This is a genomic window from Ciceribacter thiooxidans (assembly GCF_014126615.1).
Lineage (GTDB): Bacteria > Pseudomonadota > Alphaproteobacteria > Rhizobiales > Rhizobiaceae > Allorhizobium > Allorhizobium thiooxidans.
Genome location: NZ_CP059896.1, coordinates 3,602,989 through 3,617,743, shown reverse-complemented (window position 1 = coordinate 3,617,743; position 14,755 = coordinate 3,602,989). Strand labels below are relative to the sequence as shown.

Below are 14,755 nucleotides of genomic sequence, written 5' to 3'. Positions count from 1 at the left end.
GTGCGAGAAGAGGCGATCGCCCACCGCTACCGGTTCATGCCGCACGTGGAGCCCGGCATGGTCATCGGACTGTTCGGCGGATCGTTCAATCCCCCGCATGAAGGACATCTTCTGGTCGCGGAGATCGCGCTTCGGCGCCTCGGCCTGCACCAATTGTGGTGGATCGTCACCCCCGGCAATCCTCTGAAGAATCGCACTGCGCTCCCTCCGTTGAGCCATCGGCTGGAACTTTGCGAGGCATTGGTGCGGGATCCGCGCATTAAAGTCACCGCGTTCGAGCAGACGCTCGGAACCAGCTACACGGCGGAGACGCTGGCTTTCGTGAAGCGCCGCAACCCACAAGTGAATTTCGTCTGGATCATGGGCGCGGACAATCTGAAGAGCTTTCACCGCTGGCAGCATTGGCGGAGAATTGCAACGACCTTCCCGATCGCCATCATCGATCGGCCGGGCGCGACGCTTTCCTATCTCTCATCGAAGATGGCCCGCACTTTTTCCCGGGCGCGCATCGACGAGGACGACGCGGCCGTTCTCTGGAAGAATGAGCCGCCGGCCTGGACGTTCATTCACGGGCCACGCTCTTCTCTCAGTTCCACAGCGTTACGGGAGATGACCGGGGGATAGCATTTGCAGCGCAACTCTTGAAAGATCGCGGATTTGATGCCACCTTTTGGGGGCATCTGCCGAGTCTGGCAGAAAGCAACGTGCTGTTCTTCAAAGAAAGGAAAGACTCTGACAACAGTACACACCAAGGGACGCACACCGGTTGTCGTCCCAAAGAGCACGGAACGTGGCGCATTTGCCGTGGCCCGCGCTCTCGAGCAGGTCCTTGCAAGTCTCGAGGACTCGAAAGCAGAAGACATCGTCACCATCAACATTGCTGGAAAGTCAGCGCTCGGCGATTACATGTTAGTCGCCTCCGGGCGTTCGACCCGCCATGTCGTCGCGATCTGCGAGCATCTCATTTCGGACCTGAAGGACGAGGGCTTCGGTAGCCCCCGCGTGGAAGGCCTCGATACGGGTGATTGGGTGCTCATCGACGCTGGTGATGTCATCGTACACGTCTTCCGTCCAGAAATCCGCGAGTTTTACAACATCGAAAAGATGTGGGCGGCTCCGGAAATGGAGGAAGGCAAGCTACACTAACAGACGGATAACACCGGTATCCGCTGTGCCGATTGAGTGGCAACTCCCAAGGTTGCCACTACTGGTCCTTGTGGCCAATCAATGGAATAGGGACATGCGTATTGGCATCTTTGCCGTCGGGCGACTGAAAGCCGGCCCGGAAAAGGAACTTGCAGCCCGTTATCTCGAACGCTTTGCCAAGGCAGGTCCCGCCACCGGGCTAGAGTTCGCCCGCACTGTCGAAATCGCTGAAAGTCGTGCGTCTAACGCAGCGACGCGCAAACGCGAGGAAGCCGCAGAGCTCATGAAGGCGATGCCGACCGGATCGATGCTGGTCGTACTCGATGAGCACGGAAAGGCACTCGACAGCGAGCAATTCGCAGATCTTCTAGGAAAGTACCGAGATCGCGGCCAGCGAGACTTGGTGATCCTGATCGGCGGCGCCGATGGCGTCGATCCTGATCTTCATGGGAAGGCCGACGCCGTTCTCAATCTCGGCCGCATGACCTGGCCGCATCAGCTCGTGCGCATCCTCATCGCCGAGCAACTCTACCGTGCGGTCACGATCCTTTCCGGTCATCCCTACCACCGGGCGTGAGCCGCTGGCTGCGGACGTGACGTCCGATTGTAGTTGCGCCTTTGCGCGCCCGGGCAAATCAGCTTATTTTCCGGACAACATCGGGAAAGCGACTTGCAGCACGAAATCCGCACACAGTCTGCCTCAACAAGTCCGGACGGAAGCCACCACATGCTTCTTCCGGCCTGTGTCGTCGCGTTGGTCCTCGGTCTGTTTCCGGCACACGGTAGCGGTCGCGCACTCGCACAGGATTCGGTCGGGAGCGGCGCTGCTTCATCCGCCGATCATGCGTCGGAAGCTGCGCCCGATCTTGCTTTGCGCCAGAAGCGGGACGAAGTCAGTCGGGAGCTCCAGGACCTTTCCCGGACCATCCATCTCTCGGAAGAGAAAGCTGCCGAACTTGAGGCTGACATCGCCGCGCTCAAGAAGGATGCAGTGGACTTGCGATCCGCGTTGATCGAATCTGCGGAACGCCGAAAGGAGCTGGAGAAAAAGATCAACGACAGCGAAGCGAAGCTCGCCGGGTTCGGCGTTCGGGAGGACGAAATCCGTCGTTCGTTCCGCGAGCGACGCGCGGTGCTGGCTGAGGTATTGGCGGCTTTGCAACGAATGGGAAGGAATCCGCCCCCTGCCCTGCTCGTCAGTCCCGAGGATGCCCTTGCCTCGGTACGAACCGCGATCCTCCTCGGCGCGGTCGTTCCCGGCATCCGCAAGGAAACGGAGGAACTGGCGACGGATCTGCAGGAGTTGGCAGATCTGAGGAAAAAGATCAGCGCAGAAAAGGAGGCGCTGGTTACGACGATGGCGAGCCGACAGGAGGAGGAGCGCCGGATGGACCTTCTCCTGAACGCAAACGAACGGCTCTCGCGCTCCCGCGCAGACGAACTTGCGACGGAACGCCAGCATTCCGAACAACTGGCAGAGAAGGCGTCCAATCTCGAACAGCTCATCACCTCTCTCGAGGGCGAGATCACGTCTGTCCGCGAGGCCGCCGAGAAGGCAAGGCAGGAGGAGGAACGTCGTCGTCTGCAAACAGAGGAACAGCGGCAAAAAGCGCGCGAGCTCGCTGAAAGCCTGCCCGACAAAAACCGTATTGCCCCGGCATATCCGTTCTCCGAACTGAAGAGCAAACTTGAGCTACCGGTAGCGGGGGAAATGCTCCGCCGTTTCGGCGATCCGGATGGGACCGGCCACACGGCAATGGGCGTGACAATTGCTGCGGCTCCGGGATCATTGGTGACGGCGCCGTCCGACGGTTGGGTCGTGTTTGCCGGCGAGTTCCGAAGCTACGGACAGATGATCATTCTGAATACGGGCGACGGCTATCATGTCGTCCTCTCCGGGATGGACGAGGTCAGTACCAGTCAAGGCAAGTTCGTCCTCTCCGGCGAGCCCATCGGAACGATGGGCGAGAAGAGACTGGCGAGCGCCACGGCATTGACGCTGGAAACCGATCGCCCGACGCTTTACATTGAATTCAGGAAAGACGGAAAACCTGTTGATTCCCGTCCCTGGTGGACTGGTCAGGACTCTGGAAAGGCACAGAATGGTACGTAGGGTTTCACTTCTTCTCGTCGGGGCGTTGATGGGCGCGACGGCGATGGGCGTCATTTACTCGGCCGGTGTTCCCGCGCAGGCCGCCGGGTCTTCCACCTACAAGGAACTGGCGATTTTCGGCGACGTTTTCGAGCGCGTCCGCGCGCAATACGTCACGCCGCCGGACGAAGAAAAACTGGTCGAAAACGCCATCAATGGCATGCTGAGCTCGCTTGATCCGCATTCGAGCTACATGAATGCCAAGGATGCCGCCGATATGCAGACCCAGACCAAGGGTGAATTCGGCGGCATCGGTATCGAAGTCACCATGGAAGATGAGCTCGTAAAGGTCATCACGCCGATCGACGACACGCCGGGCGCACGTGCCGGTATTCTGGCCGGTGATTTTATCTCCGAGATCAACGGCGAACCTGTGCGCGGTTTGAAGCTGGAAGAGGCCGTCGAAAAGATGCGGGGTGCGGTCAACACACCCATCAAGCTAACGGTCTTGCGCAAGGGCGCTGACAAGCCTCTCGAGTTCAACATTATGCGCGAGATTATCGCGGTCAAGGCCGTCAAGTCGCGCGTCGAAGGGGACGTCGGCTATCTTCGGGTGATCTCCTTTACGGAGAAGACCTATGACGACCTCGAAGCGGCGATCACAAAGATCAAGAAGGAAGTTCCGGCCGACAAACTGAAGGGCTATGTTCTGGACCTTCGGCTGAATCCGGGTGGTCTTCTGGATCAGGCGATCTACGTCTCCGACGCATTCCTCGAAAAGGGAGAAGTGGTCTCCACGCGCAGCCGAAACGCGGATGATACGCGCCGCTTCAATGCCAGCGCAGGCGACCTCACCGACGGCAAGCCGGTCATCGTACTGGTGAACGGCGGCTCTGCATCGGCTTCGGAGATCGTGGCAGGCGCGCTGCAGGATCTGAAGCGTGCCACGGTCCTCGGTACCCGGTCGTTCGGCAAGGGTTCCGTGCAAACGATCATTCCGATGGGCGAAAAAGGCGCACTGCGTCTGACGACTGCGCTCTACTACACCCCGTCAGGCAAGTCGATACAGGGCACCGGCATCCAGCCCGACATCAAGGTAGAGCAGCCCCTGCCGGAAGATCTGAAGGGTCGCGTCCGGGCGGAAGGTGAATCGGCTCTGCCTGGGCATATCCAGGGGCAGAACGAGACCGACGAAGGTTCCGGTTCGTTTGCCTATGTGCCGCCGGAAGCAAAGGACGACGTTCAGCTGAACTATGCTCTGGACCTGCTGCGCGGCAATAAGACGGACCCGTCGTTCCCGGCGGATCCTGAAAAGGCAGTCGTTGCCAAGTAAATGAGTGGGCGCCGGAGAACTCCGGCGCCCGTTTTTCTGCCGCGTGAGGGGACGGAAGAAGACATTGGGGACTGACCTGCATAAGCCGCTGGGACAGGGTGAGCGGCGCCGTCCCCGCAGGGTGATGACTTTTTCCTGGCGAGCAATCGGAAGTTTCGCGGGCGTCTCTATCGTTCTTGGTCTGTCTCTGTTTTCCGCACTGACGCCGCTGCCGCTGCGTGATTCTACGCCCAATCTGACGTCTTCCGCGGCACCCAGCCGAGAAGCAGCAGGCGAGATCACCCGGCAGGTGACGGATGGCGCCGGATTGGCTGCAACGCGACCGGCGGCCGGCGCCAATGTAGAGCGGACGGTGACCGACAATGGGACGGTTGTAACAAAGTACAGCCCGAAGGCGCGCGGTAACAGCGGACCGCTGCTGATCGACACGCCTCGCGTCGGGCAGGACCCGCGCATGGCAGGAACGCCGAACGACCACCTTCTTGAAGACAGTCCCCAAGGACGGCTACCGACAGTCGGACCCGACGGGCTGCGGCCAATTGATCAGTATGCGCGGCCATGGTCAGGAGCCAGAGGTACGCGGATCGCGATCGTCGTCGGGGGCCTGGGCCTGAGCCAAACGGGCACGCAGCGAGCCATTCGGGAGCTTCCGGGGGAAATTACGTTTGCATTTGCGGCCACGGGCAACAGTCTCCAGCGGTGGATGCAGGAGGCGCGGCGAGACGGCCACGAAATTCTGCTGCAGGTGCCGCTTGAACCCTTCGATTATCCGGGCAACGATCCGGGACCCGGCACACTTCTGACCACGGCCAAACCGGACACCAACATGGCCAATCTTCACCAGGCGATGGCGAGCATCACCAACTACACGGGGATCATGAACTATATGGGCGGCAGGTTCCTTGCGGACGCCAATGCGCTCGAACCCGTGATGCGCGATATCGGCAAGCGTGGCTTACTGTTCTTCGATGACGGATCATCCGCTCGCTCGCTTAGCGGTCAGATAGCAAAGGCGATAGGAATGCCTCAGGCTTTCGCCGATACCCAAATAGACGGCCAACTTGATCAGCAGGCGATTCTGCACCGCCTGGATGAACTGGAGCGCGTCGCGCTGCGGAAGGGAAGTGCCATCGGTGTCGGCTCGGCATTTGACGAGACGATTGACGCCGTTCGGCAGTGGAGCGAAGAAGCATCACGTCGCGGCATCGAGATCGTAGCGATCTCGGCGCTGGCGGAAAACCCTCAGCCGTGAAGGATCGACATGCCTCACATGAATGAACGGACAGTTCGAGGCGAAGACCTGCCTTATCGTCCTTGCGTCGGGGTCATGGTTCTCAACCGAGAGGGGCTCGTATGGGTCGGACGTCGCATTCCGGCGGAAAATTCGGAATTCGACGGTTCCCCGAAGCTTTGGCAGATGCCGCAGGGTGGAATTGACAACGGCGAGGATGCTCTGAGTGCCGCAGTACGGGAGCTTTACGAAGAAACCGGAATGAGATCCGTGTCTCTGTTGGCAGAGGCAGGTCGCTGGATCAACTACGACCTCCCCCCACAATTGATCGGCGTGGCGCTCAGGGGAAAGTACCGGGGCCAGACGCAGCGTTGGTTCGCCTTCCGCTTCGAGGGAGATGAGCATGAGATCGCCATCAACCCGCCACCCGGCGGTCATCATCCTGAATTCGATGCCTGGGCATGGAAACCCATGCGAGAATTACCGGACCTGATCGTTCCCTTCAAACGGGCGGTCTATGATCAGGTGATCGCGGAATTTCGCCATCTGGCTGACTGAGGATGACGCCCGCATATTTGCGGGCGTTTGCCAGCGTCACTCCGCCGAGTCGGCTGAATTCGAGTTCAGGAGGCCGTAGCGCTCCTCTCCGAGCTTGCTCAGGAGATCCAGCTGGGTTTCGAGAAAGTCAATGTGGCCTTCTTCGTCGGCAAGGAGCTCCTCGAAAAGCGCCATGGTGACGTAATCGCCGGCCTGATGACAGATATCACGAGACTTTTTGTAGGAAGTGCGGGCGTCATATTCACCGGCAAGGTCTGCCTCCAGGACTTCCTTGACGGTTTGCCCGATCCGTAACGGCGCAACCGACTGGAGGTTGGGATGACCTTCGAGAAAAATGATGCGGGCAACCAGCTTATCCGCATGATGCATTTCCTCGATGGATTCGGCGCGCTCCTTTTTCGCAAGCTTTGTGTAGCCCCAGTCTTCGAGAAGACGGTAGTGAAGCCAATACTGATTGACTGCACCGAGTTCGAGGAAGAGGGCCTCGTTAAGCCGCTCGATGACTCCTGTGTCGCCTTTCAAGGTCCGCTCTCCTTCTTTCTTCGTGGAAAGTCTTCAGGCGTGTAATGAAATCAACAACCTCTGCTTGTGTCGAGTGGCGACGGGCATGATATTCTTCGGTTGTGCTGATAATCAGGTCGACAACCGTCGGAAAACAGCCGCAGCAACGGCCCCGCTTGGCTATCGCGTGATAAACCTTTGCAGGCACGATGAGCTGCCAGCAGTCCTCATCGAGAAGCTGGTTGATGACGTCCTTGATTTCTGTGTCAGTGATGTAGTTGCAGCTGCAAACAAGCATGATGCGGCCTGTCAGGGAACTCGTACTCGTCCTTCCTTTTGCTAAAGAAGAGATTTAGTGTCAAGAAAATTTCGGCCACGTGCGACAATCGCTACGTGAGTCAATGGAAATTTCGGCCTTTCGGCATGGCGTCCCGTGCTGAGCCGACGGATGGGGGCATGCTTCTTGAATGTTCGGACTTCCTGAACATTTGCTCGATAGCCGAACGGGAAGCCGCGCTAGCATTGTCCAACCCGTCATCACTCACCAGAAGGCCAAGAGCAGACGACCAGTCCTCGATCTCCTCTGCAACCACGTGAATGACACCGTCGGCTTTCTGTAGTCGTCCTTGGACCTTTATAAAACGGGCCCCCATGACCACCGGTCGGAAACGTTCGAAGGTCTTCGACCATACAATGATATTGGCAATTCCGGTTTCGTCCTCGATGGTCATGAATATAATCCCGTTCGCCGAACCGGGTCGTTGGCGCACCAGTACCAGTCCGGCGATTGTAGTCTTCCGTCCATTTTCAACACTCTCCAAATCTCGGCATCGACGGACTTGAAGCACGTCCAACTGCTCGCGGAGAAACGAGACGGGATGCGCCTTCAGGGACAGAGAGAGATAGCGATAGTCGTTGACCACCTGCTCGCTGTCTCGCATTTGCGGAAGTGGCGTTTCAGGTTCGATCTGAAGGTCGCCGTGATCGGCAAAGAGCGGCAGATGTTCAACAGCGCCTCCTTCGTCGAGGGCCTTTGCCGCCCACAAGGCAGCCCGGCGATCGAGCTTGATCGAGCGAAAGACATCCGCATCCGCGAGTCGTTCGATGACGGAACGGGGAAGACCGGTCCGCAGCCAGAGATCTCGGATGGAAACGTAACCGTTGCCCCGACAAGCAAGGAGCCGGTCGACATCCTTCCGTGTCAGTCCCTTGACCTGACGGAATCCGAGCCGCACCGCCTTTCGCGCCAGGATTACGTCTTGCATCGAAACATGTCGGGGATGGATGCAATCTCGTTCGAAAGTACCATCCACCAAAGTCGCGTCCCAATCGGATTCGTTGATATCGACCGGTCGCACCACGACCCCGTGTTCCCGAGCATCCCGCACCAGTTGCGCCGGAGCGTAGAATCCCATCGGTTGTGAATTGAGAGTGGCGACACAGAAGACATCCGGATAGTACGCCTTCAGCCAACTGGACGCATAGACCAGAAGGGCAAAGGATGCGGCATGGCTCTCCGGAAAGCCATACTCGCCGAACCCCTCGATCTGCCGGAAACAACTCTCGGCGAACTCGGCATCGTAACCATTGTTCACCATGCCCTCGACCATCTTCTTCCGGAAGGTATGGATTGTTCCGGTCCTTTTGAACGTCGCCATCGCCCGCCTGAGACGGTCTGCCTCACCTGGCGTGAAGCCTGCAGCGGTGATGGCGATCTGCATGACCTGTTCCTGAAAGAGCGGGATGCCGAGCGTTCGTTTCAATACCTGCTCCAATTCCGGACGAGGATAGCTGATGGGTCGACCTGCTCGATCGTCCTCCCGTCTTTTCAGGTAGGGATGCACCATGTTGCCCTGAATGGGGCCGGGCCTCACGATCGCCACCTCGATCACCAGATCGTAGAGATCCCGAGGCCTAAGGCGCGGCAGCATGCTCATCTGGGCCCGGCTCTCTATCTGGAAAACGCCGATCGTGTCAGCACGGCAAATCATGTCGTAAACCGCCGGCCGATGGTCCCGGCACAGATCGGCGAGTGTAATACGTTTTCCGTAATGGCTTTCCAGCAGCTTGAAGGCTCTGGCAAGGCAGGTCAGCATGCCGAGCGCCAGAATATCGATCTTGAGGATGCCGAGCGCATCGAGATCATCCTTGTCCCATTCGACCATGTAGCGGCCGTCCATCGCCGTTTTCATGATCGGGACCACCTCGTCCAGCCTGTCGCGCGTGATGACGAAGCCACCCACATGCTGGGTCAGGTGACGCGGAAATCCGATGAGTTTGGAAGCATAGGTGAGAACACGTTGCGTCGTCAGATTGCTCATGTCCAGCCCCGCCGCCTTGGCCTCGCGCTCGGAAAGATCGGCGGCAGACCATCCCCAGACAGTGCTCGCGAGTGCAGATTGCACATCCTCGGACAGTCCGAAGGCTTTGGCGACCTCGCGACCTGCCGAGCGCGCACGATAGCAACTCACCGCTGCCGCCAATCCGGCATGCTCGCGTCCGTAGCGTTCATAGATATGCTGGATGACGATTTCCCGCTTCTCATGCTCGAAATCGACGTCGATATCCGGAGGCTCGTCGCGTTCCGTCGAGATGAACCGCTCGAAGAGCAGTGTTGTCCTCTCCGGATCGACTTCGGTAATGCCGAGGCAGTAGCAGACGACGGAATTGGCCGCCGAGCCCCGTCCTTGGCAGAGAATGCCTTCGCTCCGGGCAAACTCGATGATGTTGCGCACCGTCAGAAAGTAGGGCTCGTACTGCCTCTCGCGAATGAGAGTGAGTTCATAGTCGATCTGCTTCAATACCTTTTCGGTTACCCCTTCGGGATAACGTCTTGCCGCACCGAAGCGTGCCAATCTTTCCAGTGTTTCAGACGGTGTTTCACCGGCCAGGCTCTCATCGGGATATTGGTAGCGCAATTCGTCCAGAGAAAAAGAGAGCCGGCTAAAGAACAGCTGCGTGTTGGCGATTGCCTGCGGATAGTGCCTGAATATCTGGGCCATGTCCGCCCCGGTCTTCAGATGACGTTCCGCATTCGCGGCCAAATGGAACCCGGCTTCGGCGATAGGAACATGGGTACGGATGGCGGTGACGATATCAGCGAGCGGACGACGTGCCGCCTCATGATATAGCGGTTCGTTACTGGCGATCAGGCCAAGTCCTGCCGTCTCGGCCATAGACGCAAGTACGGCAAAGGTGAACCGATCGAGACCGTCATAACGTGGAACAAGCGCCAAGAATGCCCGATTGCCAAACCGGGAAACCAATCGCCGAAGCAATCCGGGCAACTCCCCCTCGTCCGTGGCATGCTCCGTCTTCGGCATCACCGCAATGAGCAAATCTTCTCCCCATTCGATCAGATCCTCCTCATGGAGAATGCAAACGCCCTTTTCTCCCTTGAGATTACCGGCACTGAGCAACCGGCAGAGATTTCCCCATCCGTGGCGGTTCTGCGGATAGGCGAGGACATCGGGTGTACCGTCGGCGAAGACAAGCCGTGCACCCGGCTGGAACCGGAAGCCCCTTTCCTTGGCCTGGGCATGCACGCGCACCACACCGGCAACAGTGTTTCGATCCGCAACGCCGAGACCGGGAAGGCAAAGCCGGCTGGCCGCTTCCACCAATTCCTCCGGATGGGATGCCCCTTCCAGAAAGGAAAAATTCGTTCGGGCGCCGATCTCGAAAAAAGCGGGTGTGGCCGTCATGCAAAAACTCCATGCATGAACCAGCGTGGCATCTCGGCATTCGAGACATAAGCGCCCTCACGAAACAGCCAGTAGCGATGACCTTCATCATCCTCCACCTGGAAATAGTTTCGCGCTGGCGCTTCTTCACCATCGATCCACCATTCCATGGCGAGCTTCTCCGGACCTTCGGCGCGTCGGACCCGATGAAGACATCGCCGCCAACGGAAACTCATGGGAGGCCCTTCCGGAGCCTCGGCCGTCGCCTCGATGATTTCGGGAACCTTCAGGAGCCGGATCGGCCGCCTCGCCTTGGTCGACCTGCCCGTCCCGGTCTCCCTCTGTTCCACGCCCGGAGAGACAATCTCCATAAGATCGGCGGCCGGCAGAAGAAGCGATGCTCGTTCCGGCACGTGGCTTTCCTGCAAGACAGGCCGCATGAGACAATCCGGGCCCAAACGGGCGACCGCCTGATCCACAAAAGTTGCCAATGCGGTTTCGACCGGAGCGCTGCCGGTAAAATCCGACTGCATGCGGTGGAGGGTCTCTGCCTGCAGCACATTGAGCCGCAGGATCTCGAAACCATAACCAGTATCCAGATCGTCATGCAGGGCGACAAGGCGTTCGGAAAAGAGGGCGGCGATGCCTGTCGGATCGCGCAGAGGAACAGAACTGCCCACACCAATCCGGAAGACTCTTCCATCGACCCTGAAAAGAAGCAATTCGAAGCGGCGACCACCCTGACAACGTGCCTCGAGTTCCGATTTCAGCGTCACAGCCATCCGCTGGACGAGTTGAAGTATGACTTCCTCGCACTGAAGGGGTTCGGCAAGACACCGCTCGACGGAAAGATCCGCAACCGGGCGACGTGGCGAGATCGGCTCATCTTCCCGGCCGAGCATCTGGTCGAGCCGCAGCAATGGCAAGGGACCGAAGCGACGAACAAGCGGTGCCCGTGGCGCAGCAAGCAGATCCCCGACCCGCTTGAGCCCCATCTTTCGAAGCGCCAATACCGTCTCCTCCGGCAACCGGCATGCGGCCACCGGAAAGGAGGCCGGGACAGATTTGGCATGCCCTTCGGAGACAGTGCCATTACCGCCAAAGCGCGCCATCGCCCAGGACAACCCGGGCGTTGAGGAAATCGCTCCACGAGCATCAAGCCCCATCTCGAACAGGCGCTTCAGAATATCTCTCAGCAACAGTTCTTCGCCGCCCAAAAGATGGGAACAGCCGGTGATGTCGAGAAAGAGGCCCTCCCTGCCCTCGATGGCGACCAAGGGTGTATAACGATCGCACCAGTCGGCAATTCCTTCCAGGAATCGACGGTCGGCAGCCTCATCGGCGATAACGGCATCAAGAGCAGGACAAACCGCCCGCGCTTCCGCCAGGCCCTGCCCGCGTTTTAGCCCCGTTGCGACGCCAGTCTCGTCGACAGCCGTCAACCGCATGGCATTCTTCATCCGTCCTGTGCAAACGAGAGGTGGATGGTCAGGACGCCCTGTCGAGCGCCACGACGCTCCCCAGTAACGACGTGCGATCCTGTCCGTCGGCAGATGGGGAAAGAACAGCGCCAGAATTCGTCTGCTTGTTGTCTGCTGGAACAGGGAGGAGGGTGGCAAGGGAAAACAGACGGTCATGGGGGCTCCACTCCAGATGGATATCGACAGGTGCCGGAAGCCGGCTCTTTTCCAGAGTGACCTGGAAAACGGGATTGGCGATGCTGCCGCCGAGCACGGAACCATCTGGAAGGCGACGGGATTGCGCCGATGACGAGCGGATGCGGATGCGAAAGACGGTACTGCCGGCCTCTTCCTCCCCTCCCTGCCGCAACAGCAAGAGGGGTCGGCCAGTGGAGTGCGCCTTGAGACTAAGGCGGCGGCTTTCCGTCAGGCCGAAACGACGAGGATTGCCGCAAACTTCCAGAATGACGGCACAGAAGACGCCGCTTGCAAGACCTGCCTCGGCAAACCAGAGTCCATCCTCGATGCGCCTTGGTCTGGCATACAGGAGATGCCGCGGATCAAGTCCGTAATCCTGAAGACCGGCAGCATGGGGAAGACCGGCTTCCCGAGCGACGGCCTCATCGCCAATCCAGAGAATGCGGGCCGGTCCTGCGCCGGAAGAGGAATGCATCAGAAGACGAGTGGAAAGTGCCAGCATGAAGCCACTTGCGGCGGCGGCATCTCCCAACCGGTCGCTGCGGATCTCGGTCATGGCATCAAGGGGCAGTCCACCTTCCATCGGACCATCCAGTGCCTGAGGGCCGATCGGCAATATCTGCATGCCGTCTCTCCCGGAGGCCCGCACTGCAAGTCCGGCCGCCTCTGGTTCCCTGTCAGCGACGTGCAGATCGACCACGGTGCGTCCCTCGATACGGGCGATGGTCTGACGCAGGGCAAAGAGCGTCTCCCGCGCCACAGCCTTCTCAGCCATGACGTCCAACTCCATTTTTGTTCTCTATATGTTCTTATGGATTCCAGAGCTTCAATAAAGAGTCAACCGCATTTCATAAGAATTTATTCCTCGTCCGGATTTTCCCTCGAAAAGTGCCGGCAAAGGTCCTATATGACGGACAGACAAGGGAGTTCCGATGGCCCGGATGGATCAGACCGAAGATTGGCGTGAACGCCACGCACCAACGATCAGCACGTTTGAATCACTGGCGATCGAAGCCTATAGTCATCTGCCGGAAGAATTCCGTGCACTTACCGACAACCTAACCATTGAGATCGCCGACTTTCCGACCGACGAAGTCTTCGAGGATATGGCGCTCGAAACTCCTTTCGATCTTCTGGGCCTCTTCGAAGGCCGCGGCATTTCCGAGCGTTTCACCATGGAAACCGGCGAGATGCCGAACCGCATCATGCTCTATCGCCGTCCGATTCTCGACTATTGGGCGGAAAACGACGAAACACTGGGCGACATCATCACCCATGTGCTGATCCACGAGATCGGGCATCACTTCGGCCTGAGTGACGACGACATGGCCCGCATCGAGGAAAGCGCCGAAGACGCTGCCGCCAACGGCTGACGAAAGTCTAGTCTTCAAAGAAAAGGCCCCGATCACGGGGCCTTTTCTTTATTGCTCGCCGAGCTTCATGCTCGGGTCGTAATCCTTTCCATGCACCGTCTTCACCACCGCCTGTCCACAGTACATCTGGTTCGTAGCGGTATTGAAGGAGAGGCTCGGTGCACCATGCAACTCCCAGCCCTTGTTCAATGCATCGGTCACCCGGTGGCAAAACGATGCATCGTCTGGTCCTGTGAGAAATCGATAAACTCTCATGCCGAATTGCCTTTCCTGTCCTGGATAATTCTTGCCTTGGTCAACAACCGCTCGGCCTGATCGAGATGCAGCCGTTCGATCATCCGGCCGTTGCTGTTTACGACGTTGAGTCCAGCCGCCGCCGGAGCAGCGAAGGCCTCGGCAATTGCTTGCGCCTCGGCAATCTCTTCCGCGCTCGGACCGAAGTACCGGTTCGCCGGCTCGATCTGGGCAGGGTGGATCAACATTTTTCCATCGAAGCCCATGGACCGCCCCTGCCGGCACTCGGCTTCGAACGCGGCAATATCGCTGAAATCATTGCTGACGCTGTCGATTACGTCCAGTCCGAAGGCTCGCGCCGCCAGAACCACCTGCATCAGCCAGGGCACAAGAAAAGTCCGACCGGACCCAGCCGGCACACCCGTTGCCTTGCGCAGATCGTTGAGGCCGACCACCAGGCAGTCAAGCCGCGCCCCATCGGTTCGGCCGGTTCGCGCAATCGCGGCCGCATTGAGGACGCCGAGCGGCGTTTCCATCATGGCCCATATGCGCAAGCCCTCCGGCGCGTCGGCCTCGGCCAATAGATCGGCCACCCGTTCCACGTCCTGTGGGCCGTCAACCTTCGGCAACAACACAGCATGGGGGCGGCAAGCGATGACCGTCGCCATATCGTCATCAGCGAACCCGCTATCGTGACCGTTGATCCGGATGATGCATTCCTTGCCGTGCAAGGGCGACGTGTCGGCAAAGAAGCGCCGAAGATTCGCGCGCGCCTCTCCTTTCTTCTCCGGAGCGACCGAATCTTCAAGGTCGAAGATCACCACATCGCAGTCGAGATCCGGAACCTTGGCGAGTGCTCGCGGATTGATGGCAGGAACGCTCAAAACGGAGCGGCGCAACCGTACAGAAAGACTGGCAGAGGAAGAAAAGCTCATGGGCGCACTTG

At 59.0% G+C, this 14,755-nt stretch carries 14 protein-coding genes; 8 read left to right on the top strand and 6 right to left on the bottom strand.

Annotation, left to right across the window (positions count from 1 at the left end; all coding sequences use genetic code 11):
* The first annotated feature begins 36 nt into the window (after positions 1 to 36).
* The 7 genes from H4I97_RS17870 to H4I97_RS17840 all read left to right on the top strand — a co-directional run bounded on the left by H4I97_RS17870 (position 37) and on the right by H4I97_RS17840 (position 6,360).
* A complete protein-coding gene (locus H4I97_RS17870) occupies positions 37 to 624 on the top strand; it encodes a nicotinate-nucleotide adenylyltransferase (RefSeq protein WP_182307712.1) in 588 nt (195 codons plus the stop codon).
* 36 nt (positions 625 to 660) lie between these two features.
* Positions 661 to 1,146 (top strand): ribosome silencing factor, encoded by a 486-nt coding sequence (rsfS, locus tag H4I97_RS17865; protein WP_182307711.1) that lies wholly within the window; start codon positions 661 to 663, stop codon positions 1,144 to 1,146.
* A 94-nt stretch (positions 1,147 to 1,240) separates the two neighbouring features.
* A complete protein-coding gene (rlmH, locus tag H4I97_RS17860) occupies positions 1,241 to 1,723 on the top strand; it encodes a 23S rRNA (pseudouridine(1915)-N(3))-methyltransferase RlmH (protein ID WP_182305920.1) in 483 nt (160 codons plus the stop codon).
* A 150-nt stretch (positions 1,724 to 1,873) separates the two neighbouring features.
* Positions 1,874 to 3,259: a murein hydrolase activator EnvC family protein gene (locus H4I97_RS17855; RefSeq protein WP_182307710.1), complete on the top strand. Its 1,386-nt coding sequence runs from the start codon at positions 1,874 to 1,876 to the stop codon at positions 3,257 to 3,259.
* On the top strand, positions 3,249 to 4,571 hold the full coding sequence (locus H4I97_RS17850) for a S41 family peptidase (RefSeq protein ID WP_182305919.1): 1,323 nt from the start codon (positions 3,249 to 3,251) through the stop codon (positions 4,569 to 4,571). The genes H4I97_RS17855 and H4I97_RS17850 overlap by 11 nt, the downstream gene beginning before the upstream one ends.
* A gap of 64 nt (positions 4,572 to 4,635) precedes the next feature.
* Positions 4,636 to 5,823, top strand: coding sequence for a divergent polysaccharide deacetylase family protein (locus H4I97_RS17845; protein ID WP_244658679.1), 1,188 nt, complete (start codon positions 4,636 to 4,638; stop codon positions 5,821 to 5,823).
* A gap of 18 nt (positions 5,824 to 5,841) precedes the next feature.
* A complete protein-coding gene (locus H4I97_RS17840) occupies positions 5,842 to 6,360 on the top strand; it encodes an RNA pyrophosphohydrolase (protein ID WP_182305918.1) in 519 nt (172 codons plus the stop codon).
* 36 nt (positions 6,361 to 6,396) lie between these two features.
* Here H4I97_RS17840 and bfr read toward each other — a convergent pair whose 3' ends face one another.
* The 4 genes from bfr to H4I97_RS24580 form a co-directional block, all read right to left on the bottom strand.
* Positions 6,397 to 6,882, bottom strand: coding sequence for a bacterioferritin (gene bfr, locus H4I97_RS17835; protein ID WP_148154367.1), 486 nt, complete (start codon positions 6,880 to 6,882; stop codon positions 6,397 to 6,399).
* Between the two features lie 377 nt (positions 6,883 to 7,259).
* Positions 7,260 to 10,565 (bottom strand): error-prone DNA polymerase, encoded by a 3,306-nt coding sequence (locus H4I97_RS17830; protein ID WP_182305917.1) that lies wholly within the window; start codon positions 10,563 to 10,565, stop codon positions 7,260 to 7,262.
* Positions 10,562 to 11,992 carry a Y-family DNA polymerase gene (locus tag H4I97_RS17825; RefSeq protein ID WP_425306239.1) on the bottom strand — a complete coding sequence of 477 codons (1,431 nt, stop codon included), beginning with the start codon at positions 11,990 to 11,992 and terminating at the stop codon, positions 10,562 to 10,564. The genes H4I97_RS17830 and H4I97_RS17825 overlap by 4 nt, the downstream gene beginning before the upstream one ends.
* A 40-nt stretch (positions 11,993 to 12,032) precedes the next feature.
* Positions 12,033 to 12,977, bottom strand: a complete 945-nt coding sequence (locus tag H4I97_RS24580) for an ImuA family protein (protein ID WP_244658678.1) — start codon at positions 12,975 to 12,977, stop codon at positions 12,033 to 12,035.
* A gap of 157 nt (positions 12,978 to 13,134) precedes the next feature.
* On the opposite strand from H4I97_RS24580, the gene H4I97_RS17820 reads away from it, so the two are divergent.
* Positions 13,135 to 13,575 (top strand): metallopeptidase family protein, encoded by a 441-nt coding sequence (locus H4I97_RS17820; protein ID WP_182305915.1) that lies wholly within the window; start codon positions 13,135 to 13,137, stop codon positions 13,573 to 13,575.
* Between the two features lie 48 nt (positions 13,576 to 13,623).
* On the opposite strand, the gene H4I97_RS17815 is transcribed toward H4I97_RS17820, so the two are convergent.
* Together H4I97_RS17815 and H4I97_RS17810 are read right to left on the bottom strand one after the other, a co-directional pair.
* A complete protein-coding gene (locus H4I97_RS17815; protein ID WP_182305914.1) occupies positions 13,624 to 13,830 on the bottom strand; it encodes a DUF1737 domain-containing protein in 207 nt (68 codons plus the stop codon).
* A complete protein-coding gene (locus H4I97_RS17810; RefSeq protein ID WP_182305913.1) occupies positions 13,827 to 14,744 on the bottom strand; it encodes an HpcH/HpaI aldolase/citrate lyase family protein in 918 nt (305 codons plus the stop codon). Before H4I97_RS17810 ends, H4I97_RS17815 begins: the two co-directional genes overlap by 4 nt.
* Positions 14,745 to 14,755: the final 11 nt, after the last annotated feature.